At 63.1% G+C, this 15,156-nt stretch carries 13 protein-coding genes; all 13 read right to left on the bottom strand.

Translation table 11 applies throughout. The features are described 5' to 3' along the window. Positions 1-24 precede the first annotated feature (24 nt). Positions 25-585 (bottom strand): CvpA family protein, encoded by a 561-nt coding sequence (locus tag FBY02_RS21615; protein ID WP_144930188.1) that lies wholly within the window; start codon positions 583-585, stop codon positions 25-27. A gap of 92 nt (positions 586-677) precedes the next feature. Continuing rightward, on the bottom strand, positions 678-1,340 hold the full coding sequence (locus tag FBY02_RS21610) for an SPOR domain-containing protein (protein ID WP_047700580.1): 663 nt from the start codon (positions 1,338-1,340) through the stop codon (positions 678-680). Then, complete coding sequence (gene folC, locus FBY02_RS21605) at positions 1,324-2,631, bottom strand: bifunctional tetrahydrofolate synthase/dihydrofolate synthase (RefSeq protein ID WP_144930187.1); 1,308 nt, start codon at positions 2,629-2,631, stop codon at positions 1,324-1,326. The genes FBY02_RS21610 and folC overlap by 17 nt, the downstream gene beginning before the upstream one ends. Continuing rightward, the gene (accD, locus tag FBY02_RS21600) at positions 2,628-3,548 is read right to left on the bottom strand and encodes an acetyl-CoA carboxylase, carboxyltransferase subunit beta (RefSeq protein WP_024779156.1); all 921 of its coding nucleotides are present in this window, start codon (positions 3,546-3,548) and stop codon (positions 2,628-2,630) included. Before accD ends, folC begins: the two co-directional genes overlap by 4 nt. A 257-nt stretch (positions 3,549-3,805) precedes the next feature. After that, a complete protein-coding gene (locus FBY02_RS21595; protein ID WP_144930186.1) occupies positions 3,806-4,438 on the bottom strand; it encodes a phosphoribosylanthranilate isomerase in 633 nt (210 codons plus the stop codon). Between the two features lie 61 nt (positions 4,439-4,499). After that, complete coding sequence (gene truA / locus FBY02_RS21590) at positions 4,500-5,324, bottom strand: tRNA pseudouridine(38-40) synthase TruA (protein ID WP_144930197.1); 825 nt, start codon at positions 5,322-5,324, stop codon at positions 4,500-4,502. A gap of 282 nt (positions 5,325-5,606) precedes the next feature. Continuing rightward, the gene (locus FBY02_RS21585) at positions 5,607-8,207 is read right to left on the bottom strand and encodes a FimV/HubP family polar landmark protein (protein ID WP_144930185.1); all 2,601 of its coding nucleotides are present in this window, start codon (positions 8,205-8,207) and stop codon (positions 5,607-5,609) included. A 210-nt stretch (positions 8,208-8,417) separates the two neighbouring features. Beyond that, positions 8,418-9,428, bottom strand: coding sequence for an aspartate-semialdehyde dehydrogenase (locus FBY02_RS21580; protein ID WP_144930184.1), 1,011 nt, complete (start codon positions 9,426-9,428; stop codon positions 8,418-8,420). 296 nt (positions 9,429-9,724) lie between these two features. Next, positions 9,725-10,837 carry an aspartate-semialdehyde dehydrogenase gene (gene asd / locus FBY02_RS21575; RefSeq protein WP_024779161.1) on the bottom strand — a complete coding sequence of 371 codons (1,113 nt, stop codon included), beginning with the start codon at positions 10,835-10,837 and terminating at the stop codon, positions 9,725-9,727. A gap of 54 nt (positions 10,838-10,891) precedes the next feature. Then, positions 10,892-11,974: a 3-isopropylmalate dehydrogenase gene (gene leuB, locus FBY02_RS21570; RefSeq protein ID WP_144930183.1), complete on the bottom strand. Its 1,083-nt coding sequence runs from the start codon at positions 11,972-11,974 to the stop codon at positions 10,892-10,894. Between the two features lie 63 nt (positions 11,975-12,037). Further along, entirely contained in the window at positions 12,038-12,802 is a 765-nt protein-coding gene (locus FBY02_RS21565) for a class I SAM-dependent methyltransferase (protein ID WP_144930182.1), read from the bottom strand. A 153-nt stretch (positions 12,803-12,955) separates the two neighbouring features. Then, on the bottom strand, positions 12,956-13,600 hold the full coding sequence (gene leuD / locus FBY02_RS21560) for a 3-isopropylmalate dehydratase small subunit (protein ID WP_144930181.1): 645 nt from the start codon (positions 13,598-13,600) through the stop codon (positions 12,956-12,958). Positions 13,601-13,613: 13 nt separating this feature from the next. Beyond that, a complete protein-coding gene (gene leuC / locus FBY02_RS21555; RefSeq protein ID WP_144930180.1) occupies positions 13,614-15,032 on the bottom strand; it encodes a 3-isopropylmalate dehydratase large subunit in 1,419 nt (472 codons plus the stop codon). Positions 15,033-15,156 lie beyond the last annotated feature (124 nt).

The raw sequence follows: 15,156 nt of genomic DNA, 5'->3' as shown, positions 1-15,156 counted from the left end.
TAATGGATCTGAACTGAACAACACTCACTGCGGCGTTTTGGCCGGCGGCAAGAGGTGTTCCTTGAACGGTATTTCAGCGGGTACGCTGATACCGCTGGCAAGCCACTGACTGCTCCAACCCAGGATCAGGTTTTTTGACCAGTCTGCGACCAATAGAAATTGTGGCACGAGCCGGGACTCCTGCCACCACGAATCCTGTTGTACCGGCCCCAGGCTCAGCAGCCCGACGGCCACGACCACCAGCAACGCGCCACGCGCGGCGCCAAAGGCCATGCCCAGGAACCGGTCCGTCCCGGAAAGCCCGGTGACGCGAATCAGTTCGCCGATCAGATAGTTGATCATTGCGCCGACCAGCAAGGTGGCGATAAACAAGATGGCACAGCCCGCGATCACGCGAGCCGACGGCGTTTCGATGTATCCGGCGAGGTACTGGGACAGCGAGCCACCAAACATCCAGGCAACGATTCCCGCGATGATCCAGGTCAGCAGCGAGAGCGCTTCCTTGACGAAGCCTCGGCTCAGACTGATCAATGCGGAAATGGCGATGATCGCTACGATCGCCCAGTCAACCCAGGTAAATGGCACGGTGCAGCCTACAGACGGATAAGGCGGCGCATTTTAGCAGAGCCCAGGGCAGTCGGTAAGCTGCGATTATCAGTGTAAGTAAAATCAGGCGCTTAGCCGCGCTCCGGCTGGAAACGCACCACAAAACCCTTGAGATTCTGCTGGCGGCCAAGCAGGTCGCGCAGGCGGTCGGCTTCGGCACGCTCGATCAACGGACCGACGAACACCCGGTTCTTGCCATCGGCGGAACGGATGTAGGCGTTGTAGCCCTGGCTGCGCAGGGATTTCTGCAGGCTTTCCGCACTTTCGCGACTGGTCAGGCTGGCCAGTTGCACGGACCAACTGACCGACAGGCCATTGGCGTCCACACGACTCTGGCTGGTGTCCGGCTTGGTCGGTGCCGCAGTGATCGGTTGCGTCGGCGCGGGCTTGACCGCCGGGGTCGCCGGCACAGGAGCTGGCGCTGGCGCGACAGCGGGCTTGGTCGAGACAGCCGGTGCCGCGGGGATCGGCGCAGAAGGCGTGGCCGGTTGCTCAGCCAGTTCTTCGTCGCTCGGGACCGGCTCCTGGGGCAGCGCCTGCGGCTCGGGCACCGTCACTGGCTCGACCTGCACAGGCGGAACCGATGGTGCCTGGGGCGCGGCAGGTGCATCGACCGTGACCTGGCGTTGCTCGTCCTGACGGGAAAACAGCATCGGCAGGAAAATCACCGCCAGGGCCACCAATACCAGGGCCCCCACCATGCGCTGCTTGTATGCCTTATCCAGCAATGCCATCTGCAGCTTCCTCCGTGGAGCGCCGGGCCAGCCATTGCAGGGCCTCGGCGACACAAAAAAATGATCCGAACAACAGGATTTCGTCATCGGCCGTTGCCACGGCGCACTGCCCTTCCAGCGCGGCAGCGACACTGCCGTAAGCATCCACCGAAGCGCCACGGCGTTGCAAGGCCGCCTGCAGTTCAACTGCAGGACGTGAGCGCGGCGAATTCAGGGGCGTTACCGCCCAGTGCTGGACACTAGCATCCAGCGCCTCGACCACGCCATCCAGATCCTTGTCGGACAGCAGTCCGAACACCGCCAGGCGCCGCCCTGCCACCGGCCGCCGCGCCAGGCGCTCGGCCAGGTACTGAGCCGCATGGGGGTTGTGACCGACATCCAGCAACAGGTTCAGGCGCTTGCCCTGCCATTGGAACTGGCGCCGATCGAGACGACCGACGACGCGAGTCGCCTGCAATGCTTCGACGATTTGCCCGGCGTCCCACGGCAATCCCATCAGCAGGTAAGCCTGGAGCGCCAGCGCGGCGTTCTCCATTGGCAGATCCAGCTGCGGCAGGTCGTGCAACTCCACCGGACGCCCCTGCAGGTCGCTACCGCGCCATTGCCAATGCAGCTCGGTCATCGCCAGGTCGAAATCCCGTCCCCGCAGGAAAAACGGACAGGCCAGCTCCCGGACTTTGTCCAGCAGCGGTTGCGGAGGATTGAGGTCACCACAGAGCGCAGGTGCGCCTTGACGAAAGATACCGGCCTTCTCGAAAGCCACGGATTCGCGGGTATCGCCCAGGTAATCGGCATGGTCCACGCCGATGCTGGTGACCAATGCGATGTCCGCGTCCACCAGGTTGACCGTGTCCAGCCGTCCACCCAGGCCGACTTCCAGCACAACGGCATCGAGGCCGGCACGTGCGAACAACCAGAAGGCCGCCAGGGTGCCCATCTCGAAATACGTGAGGGAGATCTCGCCCCGCCCGGCGTCCACCGCGGCGATCGCCTCGCACAGCTCGGCATCGGCGGCTTCGATGCCGTTGACCTGCACCCGCTCGTTATAACGCAGCAGGTGTGGCGAACTGTAGACCCCGACGCTCAGCCCCTGGGCCCGCAGCAGCGAGGCCACGAAGGCACAGGTCGAGCCTTTGCCGTTGGTGCCGGTGACGGTGATGACCCGGGGCGCCGGCTTGCCCAGCCCCATGCGGGACATGACCGCTTGCGAGCGCTCCAGCCCCATATCGATGGCAGATGGATGCAATTGTTCGAGATAGGCCAGCCAATCGTCCAGGGTGCGTTCGGTCATAGCCCGGCAGGCACCGGCGGAACCACCATCGGCTCGATGGGTGCGGCGACGTACTGAGGCGTCGGCAGGCCCATCAGTTGCGCCAGCAGGTTACCCAGACGCGGACGCAGTTCCTGACGATGGATGATCATGTCGATGGCACCGTGCTCCAGCAGGAACTCACTGCGCTGGAAGCCTTCCGGCAGTTTTTCGCGCACGGTCTGCTCGATGACGCGTGGACCGGCAAAGCCGATCAGGGCTTTCGGCTCGCCGACGATCACGTCGCCCAGCATTGCCAGGCTGGCGGAGACACCGCCGTAGACCGGATCGGTCAGCACCGAGATGAACGGCAGGCCTTCTTCGCGCAGACGCGCCAGGACAGCGGAGGTCTTGGCCATCTGCATCAGCGAGATCAGCGCTTCCTGCATCCGCGCACCGCCGGAAGCGGCGAAGCAGATCATCGGGCAACGGTTTTCCAGGGCATAGTTGGCGGCGCGCACGAAGCGCTCGCCGACGATGGCGCCCATGGAACCGCCCATGAAGGAGAACTCGAAGGCCGAGACCACCACCGGCATACCCAGCAGGGTGCCGCTCATGGACACCAGGGCATCTTTTTCGCCGGTCTGCTTCTGGGCGGCGGTCAGGCGATCCTTGTACTTCTTGCCATCGCGGAATTTCAGACGATCCACGGGCTCAAGGTCCGCACCCAGCTCAACACGGCCTTCGGCGTCCAGGAAAATATCGATACGGGCACGCGCGCCAATGCGCATGTGGTGATTGCACTTGGGGCAAACGTCCAGGGTCTTTTCCAGCTCGGGACGGTACAGCACCGCTTCGCAGGATGGACATTTGTGCCACAGACCTTCAGGCACCGAGCTTTTCTTCACCTCGGAACGCATGATCGAAGGGATCAGTTTGTCTACCAACCAGTTGCTCATGCTTTCTTTCTCCAGTACCGGCGGCCCGAACGCTCTGGTTCGCGGCCCCGCGTATGCCCTTGAGCTAAATTCATTGTGCGGCGAGGGCCGAAAAGCCACCACGGTCAGCGCCAGACATGACCTGCGTGCAGCCCAACCTTCCTCAACCATTCCAGCAACCGCTGCACCGCGGTTGCCACTACGCTATCGGCCCGCCCGGAGGCGGCGCCTGCCTGCTGTGTACAGTGCAGGTATGGACGGCGGCAGTCTGCCAGCCGTCACATTGGCGGCTGGCTGCTGCGCACAGCGGCCATGAACGCCCGGATCCTGGCCGGATCCTTGATGCCCTTGCCCTGCTCCACCCCGCCGCTCACGTCCACCGCGTAAGGACGGACCTGGCGAATCGCTTCGGCCACGTTGTCGGCCGTCAGGCCACCGGCGAGTATGATCGGCTTGCTCAGCCCGCGGGGCACCAGTGACCAGTCGAACGCTTCACCGGTCCCACCTGGAACGCCCTCCACATAAGTGTCCAGCAAAATGCCGCTGGCGCTGGCGAACGTCCCGCATGCAGCCGCGATATCATCCCCCGCCTTGACCCGCAGCGCCTTGATATAGGGACGGTGCCAGCCTTCGCAATCGGCTGGCTTCTCGTCGCCATGGAACTGCAACAGGCCCAGCGGCACTGCATCGAGTATCTCGCCCAGCTCGCAACGGCTGGCGTTGACGAACAGGCCGACCGGAGTCACGAACGGCGGCAAGGCCTGGATGATCGCCCTCGCCTGCTGCACGGTCACCGCCCGCGGGCTCTTGGCATAGAACACCAGCCCGATGGCATCGGCACCGGCCTCGACAGCCGCCAGCGCGTCCTCGACGCGGGTGATCCCGCAAATCTTGCTGCGAACGACCGACATGTTGTCAAACCCCAGCTGAATCCGTGAAAGTCCCGGATGGTAGCAAATGCAGCGGGGGGCGTCAGCCGTCGAGTTCCGCGAAGCCGGTGAGGAAATGTGGCCCGATGTAACGCTCTGGCAGTTCGAACTCGTCGCGGTATTCAACCTGCACCAGGTACAAGCCAAACGGATGCGCCGTCACGCCTCCGGAGCGGCGGATGCGGCTGTCGAGCACTTCCTTGACCCACTCCACCGGTCGCTCACCGGCACCGATGGTCATCAGCACGCCGGCGATGTTGCGCACCATGTGGTGCAGGAATGCACTGGCGCGGACGTCGAGCACAATCATTTTGCCGTGACGGGTCACACGCAGGTGATGCAGCTCCTTGATCGGCGACTTGGCCTGGCACTGGCCGGCGCGAAAGGCGCTGAAATCATGAACCCCGACCAGGTACTGCGCAGCTTCGGCCATACGCTCGACATCCAGCGGACGGTGGTTCCAGGTGACCTCTTCGTTCAAGTGCGCCGGACGGATCTGGTCGTTGTAGATCACATAGCGATAACGCCGGGCGATGGCCTTGAAGCGTGCATGGAAATGCGCCGGCATCACTTTGGCCCAGCTGACGCTGACGTCATGGGGCAGATTGATGTTGGCCCCCATGACCCAGGCCTTCATCGAACGTTCGACCTGGGTGTCGAAATGCACTACCTGGCCGCAGGCATGCACACCGGCATCGGTGCGCCCGGCACAGTGCAGCGACACGGGTGAATCGGCGACTTTGGACAGCGCGTTTTCAAGGGTTTCCTGCACGGTCGCGACACCGGAGGCCTGGCGCTGCCAGCCGCGATAGCGCGAGCCTTTGTATTCAACGCCCAAGGCGATCCGGAAAAAGCCGTCAGCCGCCATTTCGGCGGCCGGGTTGTCTATGTTTGCCAAGGAATTACAGCCTGCTGAGGTACGCAAAGGCGGGCATTATAAGGCGGGTTGGAGGGGATGCCAGTGCAACCGTCGATCCGGTGCTGGCCTCATCGCGAGCAGGCTCGCTCCCACAGGGGATTTGCGGCGCTCACAAGGCCCTGTGGGAGCGGGCTTGCTCGCGAAACGGTGGCACAGCCAGCATTGATGCAGCCTGATACACCGCCTTCGCGAGCAAGCCCGCTCCCACAGGATTGCGTCTGAACCCAAGTTTTACACCAGACGCGCGAGCATCTCCTGCGCTTCGCTCTTCTGGGTGGCATCCCCTTCGCTGAGGACTTCACCGAGGATATCCCGGGCACCGTCGTGGTCGCCCATATCGATGTAGGCCTGGGCCAGATCCAGCTTGGTCGCCACTTCATTGGTGCCGCTGAGGAAGTCGAAGTCCGGCTCGTCTTCGACACTGGCCAGGGCGTCTTCCGCCGTGAAGGATGGCTGACCCAGGCTGTCGGACAGGCGATCCAGCTCGGCGTTGACATCGTCCAGCTCGGATTCGAAGGGATCCTTCGGCGCGTCCATTTCGTCGGCCAGGGACAGATCGAAATCCGCCGGCAGCTCGAGATCGTCGGCTGGAGTGTCGAGCAAGGCCGAGGTGTCGGCTGCAGGCTCGTCCAGGCCCTTGAGATCGTCGCCCAGGTCCAGCAGGAAATCCTCGTCGTCCAGGGCCGGTGCCGGAGCATCGGCACCCAGGTCCAGGTCGAACTCCGACAGATCGTCCAGGCTTTCGTTGGCTTCGGTTTGCTGCTTGAGCACCGATTCGAAGCTCAGATCGTCGTCCATCGGGAACGCATCCAACTCCGGTACCGGCTCAGGTGCCGGCGCCGTCGGCGTGTTCTCCAGGTCATCCAGGCTCAGGTCGAAGGCGCTGTCCAGTTCCTCATTGGTGGCCGGCGTTTCTTCCAGCAACTCCTTGACGTACTGGGCGTCCAGCTCGGCAGCCACCGCCGCCGCGGCCAGCGTGGCGCTGGTGGCAACCACCATGGCCGGGAAGCGGCTCTTGAGCTGCTCGACCTGGGCGAAGTTTTCACCATTGGCCACCAATTGACGTTCCTGGGCGATAAATGCGTCGCGGTCGCCTTGCAGGCCGTAGACCTCCATCAACTTCAGGCGCAGGTCGCTGCGCTGTGGCTCGGCCTTGATGCCCTGTTCGAGCTGATCGGCGGCCTGGTTCAAGCGACCGCGATCGATGTGGGCCTGGGCCTGGCCCAGCACGTCGTCGAAGCGATCGGCGGCCGGGGCGACCAATGGCGCGGCAATAGGCGGCGAGACCACTACCGGCTCGACCACAGGGGCCGGCCGGGGAACGGGCTTGGGGGCCGGCGCAGGGGCTGGCTTAGGATCGAGCTTTACACTTGGCGCCGGTACTTCAATGCCCTCGAAGCTGCTCGGGGGCAGATCGAGCTCCGGGGAGAAGTCGGCCTCCTCCTCGAGGGCTCGAGCCATGCGCAGGTGTTTCTCGGCTTCTTGCTGGGCCTTGCGGCGGCGGGCGAGCAGCAACAGCAGCAACAGCAGGACCAACACACCTCCGCCAATCAAGCCGAGCAGGATCGGGTTGGTCAGCAAGTCGTTGTACTTCTGCTCGTTGGATACCGCCGGGGCCTCGGCCGGAGCAGCCGCAGGTGCCGCCTCGGGGGTCGTCGCTTCAGGCGCCACTGGCGGCGCAGGCGCAGGCGCTGGGACCTGTGCCGATGGTGCGGGCGTCAACTGCGCCGACATTGCCGGCGGCGTCTCGCTGGCCGGTGGAACCGCGGCACCTTCGGCCTGCATCTTCGCCAGTTGATTATTCTTCAGCTCGATCAGGCGCTGCAGCTTGTCCAACTGACTCTGCAGGTCCGCCATGCGGCTTTTCAGTTCTTCGTTGTCGCGACGAGCCGAGTCGAGGCTTTCCTGGGTAACCGCGAGCTTGTTGCTCAGGGCCTGGGCATCGCCGGCAGCCCCTTTGCCCTTGCCTGCCTTCGCAGACTCCGCCGTCACCAGACTAAGGTTATCGCGGCCAGCGGTCTGTGCCGGTACGGCCTCACCCTGGCCGCGCTTGGTCGCGTCCAGTTGCTGGCGACCCGGTGCCGCAGTCGCACGGCCCTGGCGTCCCTGACGCCAGGCGGCGTTCTGCGCAGCCACTTCGGCGATGGCCTGGGGTTGCGGCAACGCGGTGCTCTGCACCGGGTCTGGCAGGCGCAGGACCTGGCCGGTTTTGAGCAGGTTGATATTGCCGTCGATGAAAGCGTGTGGGTTCAGCGCCTGGATCGCCAGCATGGTCTGCTGGACCGACCCGCCGTTGCGGGCCTTGGCGGCGATTTCCCAGAGGGTATCGCGCGGAGTGGTGGTGTACTGGGACGACTTGGTGGCGCCAGTGACCGGCGTCGACACCACCTGGGGCGGTTTCGGTCGGGCGGCCTCGGCAGCCTGGGGCGAGAACTTGGACGGGTCGACCAGTACGCTGTAGTCACGCAGCAGGCGACCGTTGGGCCACATCACTTGCACAAGGAACTTGACCAGCGGCTCGGACAGCGGCCGGCTGGAAGTCACCCGCAGAACGCTCTTGCCATTGGCATTGATCACCGGGGTGAAAGCCAGGTCATTGAGAAACGCCTGGCGGGGTACGCCGGCCTTGGCGAAATCCTCGGGCGAGGCCAGGCTCGGCACGACTTCGGCAGCGGTCAATTGCTGGACATCGAGCAGCTCGATCTCCGCGACCAGGGGCTGGTTCGGCGTCGACTTCAGGGTCAATTCCCCGAGCCCGAGCGCTTGCGCCATACCGGAGGACAGCGCCGAGGCGGCCGCTATTGCTAACACCAGTTTGCGAACTTGAACCATAGCCTCTTCCTTTGTTTGAACATTCCTCGGCCAGCGAGAAGGTATTGATGTCGCTGCCGCTAGGCATTTCACGCATCCCCGCAGGACGGGGCACACGATCGTTTCTACTCAGGCCCGGGAACGTCCCTAGCGGGAGCTTTTCGCCTTCAGCGTCCAGGCCAAGCATAGCGCCCGGCTAGAATCATTCGACAAATTGTTGCCAAGTATCTTTTACAGCAGGTCTTTTATCAACAACTCCGCCACCTGCACTGCGTTGAGTGCCGCGCCCTTGCGTACGTTATCCGTCGTCAGCCACATATTCAGTTCCGCCGGGTCATCGACACCACCGCGCACACGCCCCACATAAACCACGTCCTGGCCCACCGCATCGCCGACTGGCGTCGGGTAGTCGCCCGCCTCCACCAGCTCGATGCCGGCGGCCGCTTCCAGGGTTGCGTTGACTTTCTTCAGGTCGACAGCGTTCGCAGACTGCACGGTCACGCTAAAGCTATCGCCGAAAAACACCGGGGCTTGAATGCAAGTTACGGAAATCTTTAACAAAGGTTGATCCAGCACTTGGCGCAACTCACGCACCAGGCGCTTTTCCAGCTGCGTATGGCCCTGCTCATCCGGGGCGCCGACCTGGGCCAGCAGGTTGAATGCTATCTGCCGGTCGAAGAAGGTCGGCTCCAACGGACGGGCGTTGAGCAATTCGGTGGTCTGGCGCGCCAACTCGGTTACGGCGACACGGCCCTGGGCGGACACGGCGAGGCTGGCGGTCAGGCTGATGCGTTGCATATCCAGGCACTCACGCAACGGAGCCAGCGCAACAGCCAGTGCGATGGCCGATGCACTCGGGCTACTGACCTGGAACGGTTTGCCAAGGCCCGCCAGCGCCTGGGCGTTGGCTTCCGGCACGATCTGCGGGGCCTGTTCCGGCGGCAGGGCACCGGACAGATCGATGAGGGCGCAACCGGCGGCGGTGGCACGCGGCGCGAAACTCAGAGTGACCGCCGGGCCGGCAGCGAAGAACACCAGTTGCACTTTGCTGAAATCGAACGCGTCGACTTCTCGTACCCGCACGTTTTTGTTGCGGAACATCACCGAACTGCCCGCCGACTCACTACTGGCCAGCAGGTGCAGGTTGCCGACGGGAAAATCCCGCTCTTCGAGAATCTGGACGAGGGTTTCGCCGACCGTACCGGTGGCGCCGATCACGGCAATGTCAAAGGACTGGCTCATGGGGTCTACCTCGGGTAATGCGTGGGGAGCGGCACTTTACCGGGTGGTTGGCGGCCACGCAATTGACGGAGGATTTGTGGTGGATGGACTGGCGCCATCGCGAGCAGGCTATCTGCGGTAAGCACACAACCTGTGGGAGCGGGCTTGCTCGCGAAAGCGGCATGTCAGTTTGTATGGGCTTTGAATGTGCCTCCATCTTCGCGAGCAAGCCCGCTCCCACAAGGACGCGTATGTCTACGGTCATAAAAAAACCCGCACCTCTCACAAGGCACGGGTTCTTTCACAACAGCAATCGATCAACGCTCGAGCAAGATCCGCAGCATGCGACGCAGCGGTTCGGCCGCGCCCCACAGCAGTTGGTCGCCGACGGTGAAGGCACCGACGAACTGCGACCCCATGTTCAGCTTGCGCAGGCGTCCCACCGGCACGTTCAGGGTACCGGTGACCTTGGTCGGGCTCAGCTCCTGCATGCTGGTTTCGCGGTTGTTCGGCACCAGCTTGACCCAAGGGTTGTGCTGGCTGATCAGCCCTTCGATGTCGGCGATCGGCACGTCCTTGTTCAGCTTGATGGTCAGCGCCTGGCTGTGGCAGCGCATGGCGCCGATGCGCACGCAAATGCCATCCACCGGGATCGGGCTCTTGAAGCGACCGAGGATCTTGTTGGTTTCGGCCTGGGCCTTCCACTCTTCGCGGCTCTGGCCGTTCGGCAGCTCCTTGTCGATCCATGGGATCAGGCTGCCGGCCAGCGGCACACCGAAGTTTTCGGTCGGGTAGGCATCGCTGCGCATCGCCTCAGCAACCTTGCGATCGATGTCCAGGATGGCGCTGGCCGGGTTGGCCAGGTCATCGGCGACGGCCGCGTGGGTCGCGCCCATCTGCTTGATCAGCTCGCGCATGTTCTGCGCGCCGGCACCGGAAGCCGCCTGGTAGGTCATGGCGCTCATCCATTCCACCAGACCGGCTTCGAACAGGCCGCCCAGGCCCATCAGCATCAGGCTGACGGTGCAGTTGCCACCGATGTAGTTCTTGGTGCCGGCATCCAGTTGCTGGTCGATGACCTTGCGGTTGACCGGGTCGAGGATGATCACCGCGTCGTCCTGCATGCGCAGGCTGGAAGCGGCGTCGATCCAGTAGCCCTGCCAGCCGGCCTCGCGCAGCTTCGGGAAGACTTCGCTGGTGTAGTCGCCGCCCTGGCACGTCAGGATCACATCGAGGGTCTTGAGCTCTTCAATGCTGTAGGCATCCTTGAGTGCACCGGTATCCTTGCCCACGGACGGACCCTGGCCACCGACATTGGAAGTGGTGAAGAACACCGGCTCGATGAGATCGAAATCCTGCTCTTCCAGCATTCGCTGCATGAGCACGGAACCGACCATGCCCCGCCAACCGATCAGACCTACACGTTTCATCGCAACTGCACCTATACAAAAGTGGGCCACCGTCGAAGCGGTGGACCGGAGAGATTACAGATTCCGCAGCGCGGCGACTACCGCGTCGCCCATTTGCTGCGTACCGACTTTGGTACAACCGGCCGACCAGATGTCGCCGGTGCGCAAACCCTGGTCCAACACCACGCTGACGGCCTTTTCAATGGCGTCGGCGGCGTCGGTGAGGTTGAAGCTGTAGCGCAGCATCATCGACACCGACAGGATGGTCGCCAACGGGTTGGCAATGCCCTGCCCGGCGATGTCCGGTGCCGAACCGTGGCACGGCTCGTACATGCCTTTGTTGTTGGCATCCAGGGAGGCCGACGGCAGCATGCCGATGGAGCCGGTGAGCATCGACGCTTCGTCGGACAGGATGTCGCCGAACATGTTGTCAGTGACGATCACGTCGAACTGCTTCGGTGCGCGTACCAGTTGCATGGCGGCGTTGTCGACGTACATGTGACTCAATTCGACATCCGGGTAATCCTTAGCCACCTGCTCGACCACTTCACGCCACAGTTGGCTGGACGCCAGCACGTTGGCCTTGTCCACCGAACACAGCTTCTTGCCGCGCACGCGGGCCATGTCGAAGCCGACCCGGGCGATACGGCGGATTTCGCTCTCGCTGTACGGCAAGGTGTCGTAGGCCTGGCGTTCGCCATTATCCAGCTCGCGGGTACCGCGCGGGGTACCGAAATAGATACCCCCGGTCAGTTCACGGACGATGAGGATGTCCAGGCCCGAAACGATTTCCGGCTTCAGGCTCGACGCGTCGGCCAGTTGCGGATAGAGGATCGCCGGACGCAGGTTGCCGAACAGGCCCAATTGGGCGCGAATCTTCAGCAGGCCGCGCTCGGGGCGAATGTCGCGCTCGATCTTGTCCCATTTCGGGCCACCCACGGCTCCCAGCAGCACGGCATCGGCGGCACGGGCACGGTCCAGGGTCTCATCGGCAAGGGGCACGCCGTGCTTGTCGATGGCCGCGCCGCCGATCACGTCGTGGCTGAGTTCGAAGCCCAGGCCGTACTTGTCGTTCGCCAGCTCCAGGACCTTGACCGCTTCGGCCATGATTTCCGGACCAATGCCGTCGCCGGGGAGAATCAGAATCTGCTTGCTCATGCTTTCCTCGTTTGTTGTACCGGCGCGCCAGGTTTTCTACTGCCTGACAGGCCGGGAAAAAGGCTATCGCTCGGCCCACAGCACCAGTACATCCGTACTGAAAGAACCATCGGCCTCAATCTCGAAATATTCACGCACTTCATCGCCCATCGAGCGCTGCAGCGCGAGTATCGCCCCGCGCATCACCTCGGGCGTACGCATGCGCTCGACCCAGGAGCGGTATTCCAGGCGCAGGCGCTGGCGAGAGGTGCTGGTCACCTGCAACCCAGCCTCGCTGACCTGGCGCAGCCACTGCGCAGCCGAATAATCGCGCACATGACTGGTGTCGCGCAGCACCTCGACGCTTTGCAGGTAGGTGTCCAGCAACGGCATGCCCGGCGACAGTACATCAATGAATGCCGCCACGCCGCCCGGCTTGAGCACCCGACGCACTTCCCGCAACGCCACACCCAGGTCGCCCCAATGATGCGCCGAATAGCGGCTGAACACGAAGTCGAACTCGGCGTCGGCGAACGGCAGGCGCTCGGCGGCACCACAGACCGTGGTGATATTGCCCAGGCCACGCTCCGCTGCGGCTGCCGCCACGACATCGAGCATCTGCCGGGACAGGTCATAGGCCACCACGTCACCGGCCAGCGGCGCCACGTGAAAACTCACGTGGCCGGCGCCGCAACCCAGGTCCAGCACCCGGGCATCGCCACGACCGGTCAAGGCAGCCTGTAGCAGCGCGAACTCGGCGCCCTGGGCGTGCACGGCACTGCTCAGATAGGCCGAAGCCTGTTCACCGAATTGCTTTTGTACAACCTGACTGTGGGCGGTGCTGGTCATAGGATGTCCTTTTGGGGTATGGCCTTGTTGTGTCAGTACTGCCGCCTTCGCGAGCAAGCCCGCTCCCACATTGGATCAGCGGTGCTCACAAACCCTGTGGGAGCGGGCTTGCTCGCGAAGAGGCCGGCACTACTCACATCGATCTCAAGTCAATCAAGCATCGCGAAACAACCAGGGCTGGCTCGCCCGATGCTTCGCTTCGAACGCCGCAATCGCGTCGCCGTCCTGCAACGTCAGGCCGATGTCGTCCAGGCCGTTGAGCAGGCAATGTTTGCGAAACGCATCGATCTCGAAGCTCAGCACCTTACCGTCGGGACGGGTCACGGTCTGGGCTGCCAGGTCGATCTGCAGCTGATAACCCGGGTTGATCTCGACCTGCTGGAACAGCTCGTCCACTTCTGCGTCGCTGAGGATGATCGGCAGCAAACCGTTCTTGAAGCTGTTGTTGAAGAAGATGTCGGCGTAGCTCGGCGCGATGATGCTGCGAAAGCCGTATTCTTCAAGCGCCCATGGCGCGTGTTCGCGGCTCGAACCGCAACCGAAGTTCTCCCGGGCCAGCAGCACGCTGGCGCCCTGGTAGCGCTCGGCGTTGAGCACGAAGTCCTTGTTCAGCGGCCGCTTCGAGTTGTCCTGGTAGGGTTGGCCCACATCCAGGTAACGCCATTCGTCGAACAGGTTCGGACCGAAGCCGGTGCGCTTGATGGACTTCAGAAATTGCTTGGGAATGATCTGGTCGGTGTCGACGTTGGCACGATCCAGAGGCGCGACAAGACCAGTGTGCTGGGTAAAAGCTTTCATGCTGCGCTCTCCTTCAAATCAATTCACGAACGTCGACGAAACGGCCATTGACGGCAGCCGCCGCGGCCATGGCCGGGCTGACCAGGTGGGTACGGCCACCGGCGCCCTGACGGCCTTCGAAGTTACGGTTGGAAGTGGAAGCGCAATGCTCGCCCGACTCCAGGCGATCCGGGTTCATCGCCAGGCACATCGAGCACCCTGGCTCACGCCACTCGAAACCGGCCTCGAGGAACACCTTGTCCAGCCCTTCCGCTTCGGCCTGGGCCTTCACCAGGCCGGAACCCGGGACCACGATGGCCTGCTTGATGGTCGAGGCGACCTTGCGGCCCTTGGCAATCACCGCCGCGGCGCGCAGGTCTTCGATCCGCGAGTTGGTGCAGGAACCGATGAACACGCGGTCAAGCTGAATGTCGGTGATCGCCTGGTTCGCCTTCAAGCCCATGTATTTCAAGGCGCGGACGATAGAGTCGCGCTTGACCAGATCCATCTCCTTAGCCGGATCCGGTACGTTCTGATCCACGGCCAGGACCATCTCAGGGGACGTCCCCCAACTGACCTGCGGCTTGATCTGGGTGGCATCGAGTTCGACCACCGTATCGAACCTGGCATCGGCGTCGGACACCAGGTCTTTCCAAGCCTCGACCGCCAGGTCCCATTCAGCGCCTTTCGGGGCGAACGGACGACCCTTGACGTATTCGACGGTCTTTTCATCGGCGGCCACCAGGCCTACACGGGCACCGGCCTCGATGGACATGTTGCAGATGGTCATGCGGCCTTCGATGGACAGGTCGCGGATCGCACTGCCAGCGAACTCGATGGCATGGCCGTTACCGCCGGCGGTGCCGATCTTGCCGATCACGGCCAGGACGATGTCCTTGGCGGTCACGCCGAAGGGCAGCTTGCCCTCGACGCGCACCAGCATGTTCTTCATTTTCTTGGCCACCAGGCACTGGGTGGCGAGCACATGCTCGACCTCGGAGGTGCCGATGCCGTGGGCCAGGGCGCCAAAAGCACCGTGGGTGGAGGTGTGGGAATCGCCGCAGACCACGGTCATGCCGGGCAAGGTCGCGCCCTGCTCCGGGCCGATGACATGGACGATGCCCTGGCGCACGTCGTTCATCTTGAATTCAACGATGCCGTATTCGTCGCAGTTATCGTCGAGGGTCTGGACCTGCAACCGCGAAACCTGATCGACAATGGCGTCGATACCGCCCTTGCGCTCCGGGGTGGTCGGCACGTTGTGGTCCGGGGTCGCGATGTTGGCATCGATCCGCCATGGCTTGCGCCCGGCCAGGCGCAGACCTTCGAAGGCTTGCGGCGAGGTCACCTCGTGGATGATGTGACGGTCGATATAGATCAGCGCCGAGCCATCGTCGCGCTGCTTGACCAAATGCGAATCCCAGAGCTTGTCGTAGAGCGTTTTGCCGGCCATCAGACGGTTCCTCATCAGCTTGTTTCTATGCCCCGGGTCTTGAATGACTCAATAACCCTTTGGCTTGTGAGGCTGATGTTATGAGGCTACATTAAATAACTCAAATTCATATTTTTCATACTTT

It is taken from the genome of Pseudomonas sp. SJZ078 (genome assembly GCF_007828255.1).
Classification (GTDB): Bacteria; Pseudomonadota; Gammaproteobacteria; order Pseudomonadales; family Pseudomonadaceae; genus Aquipseudomonas.
The sequence above is the reverse complement of the archived record's forward strand: the minus strand, read 5'-3'. Positions and strand labels throughout refer to the sequence as shown.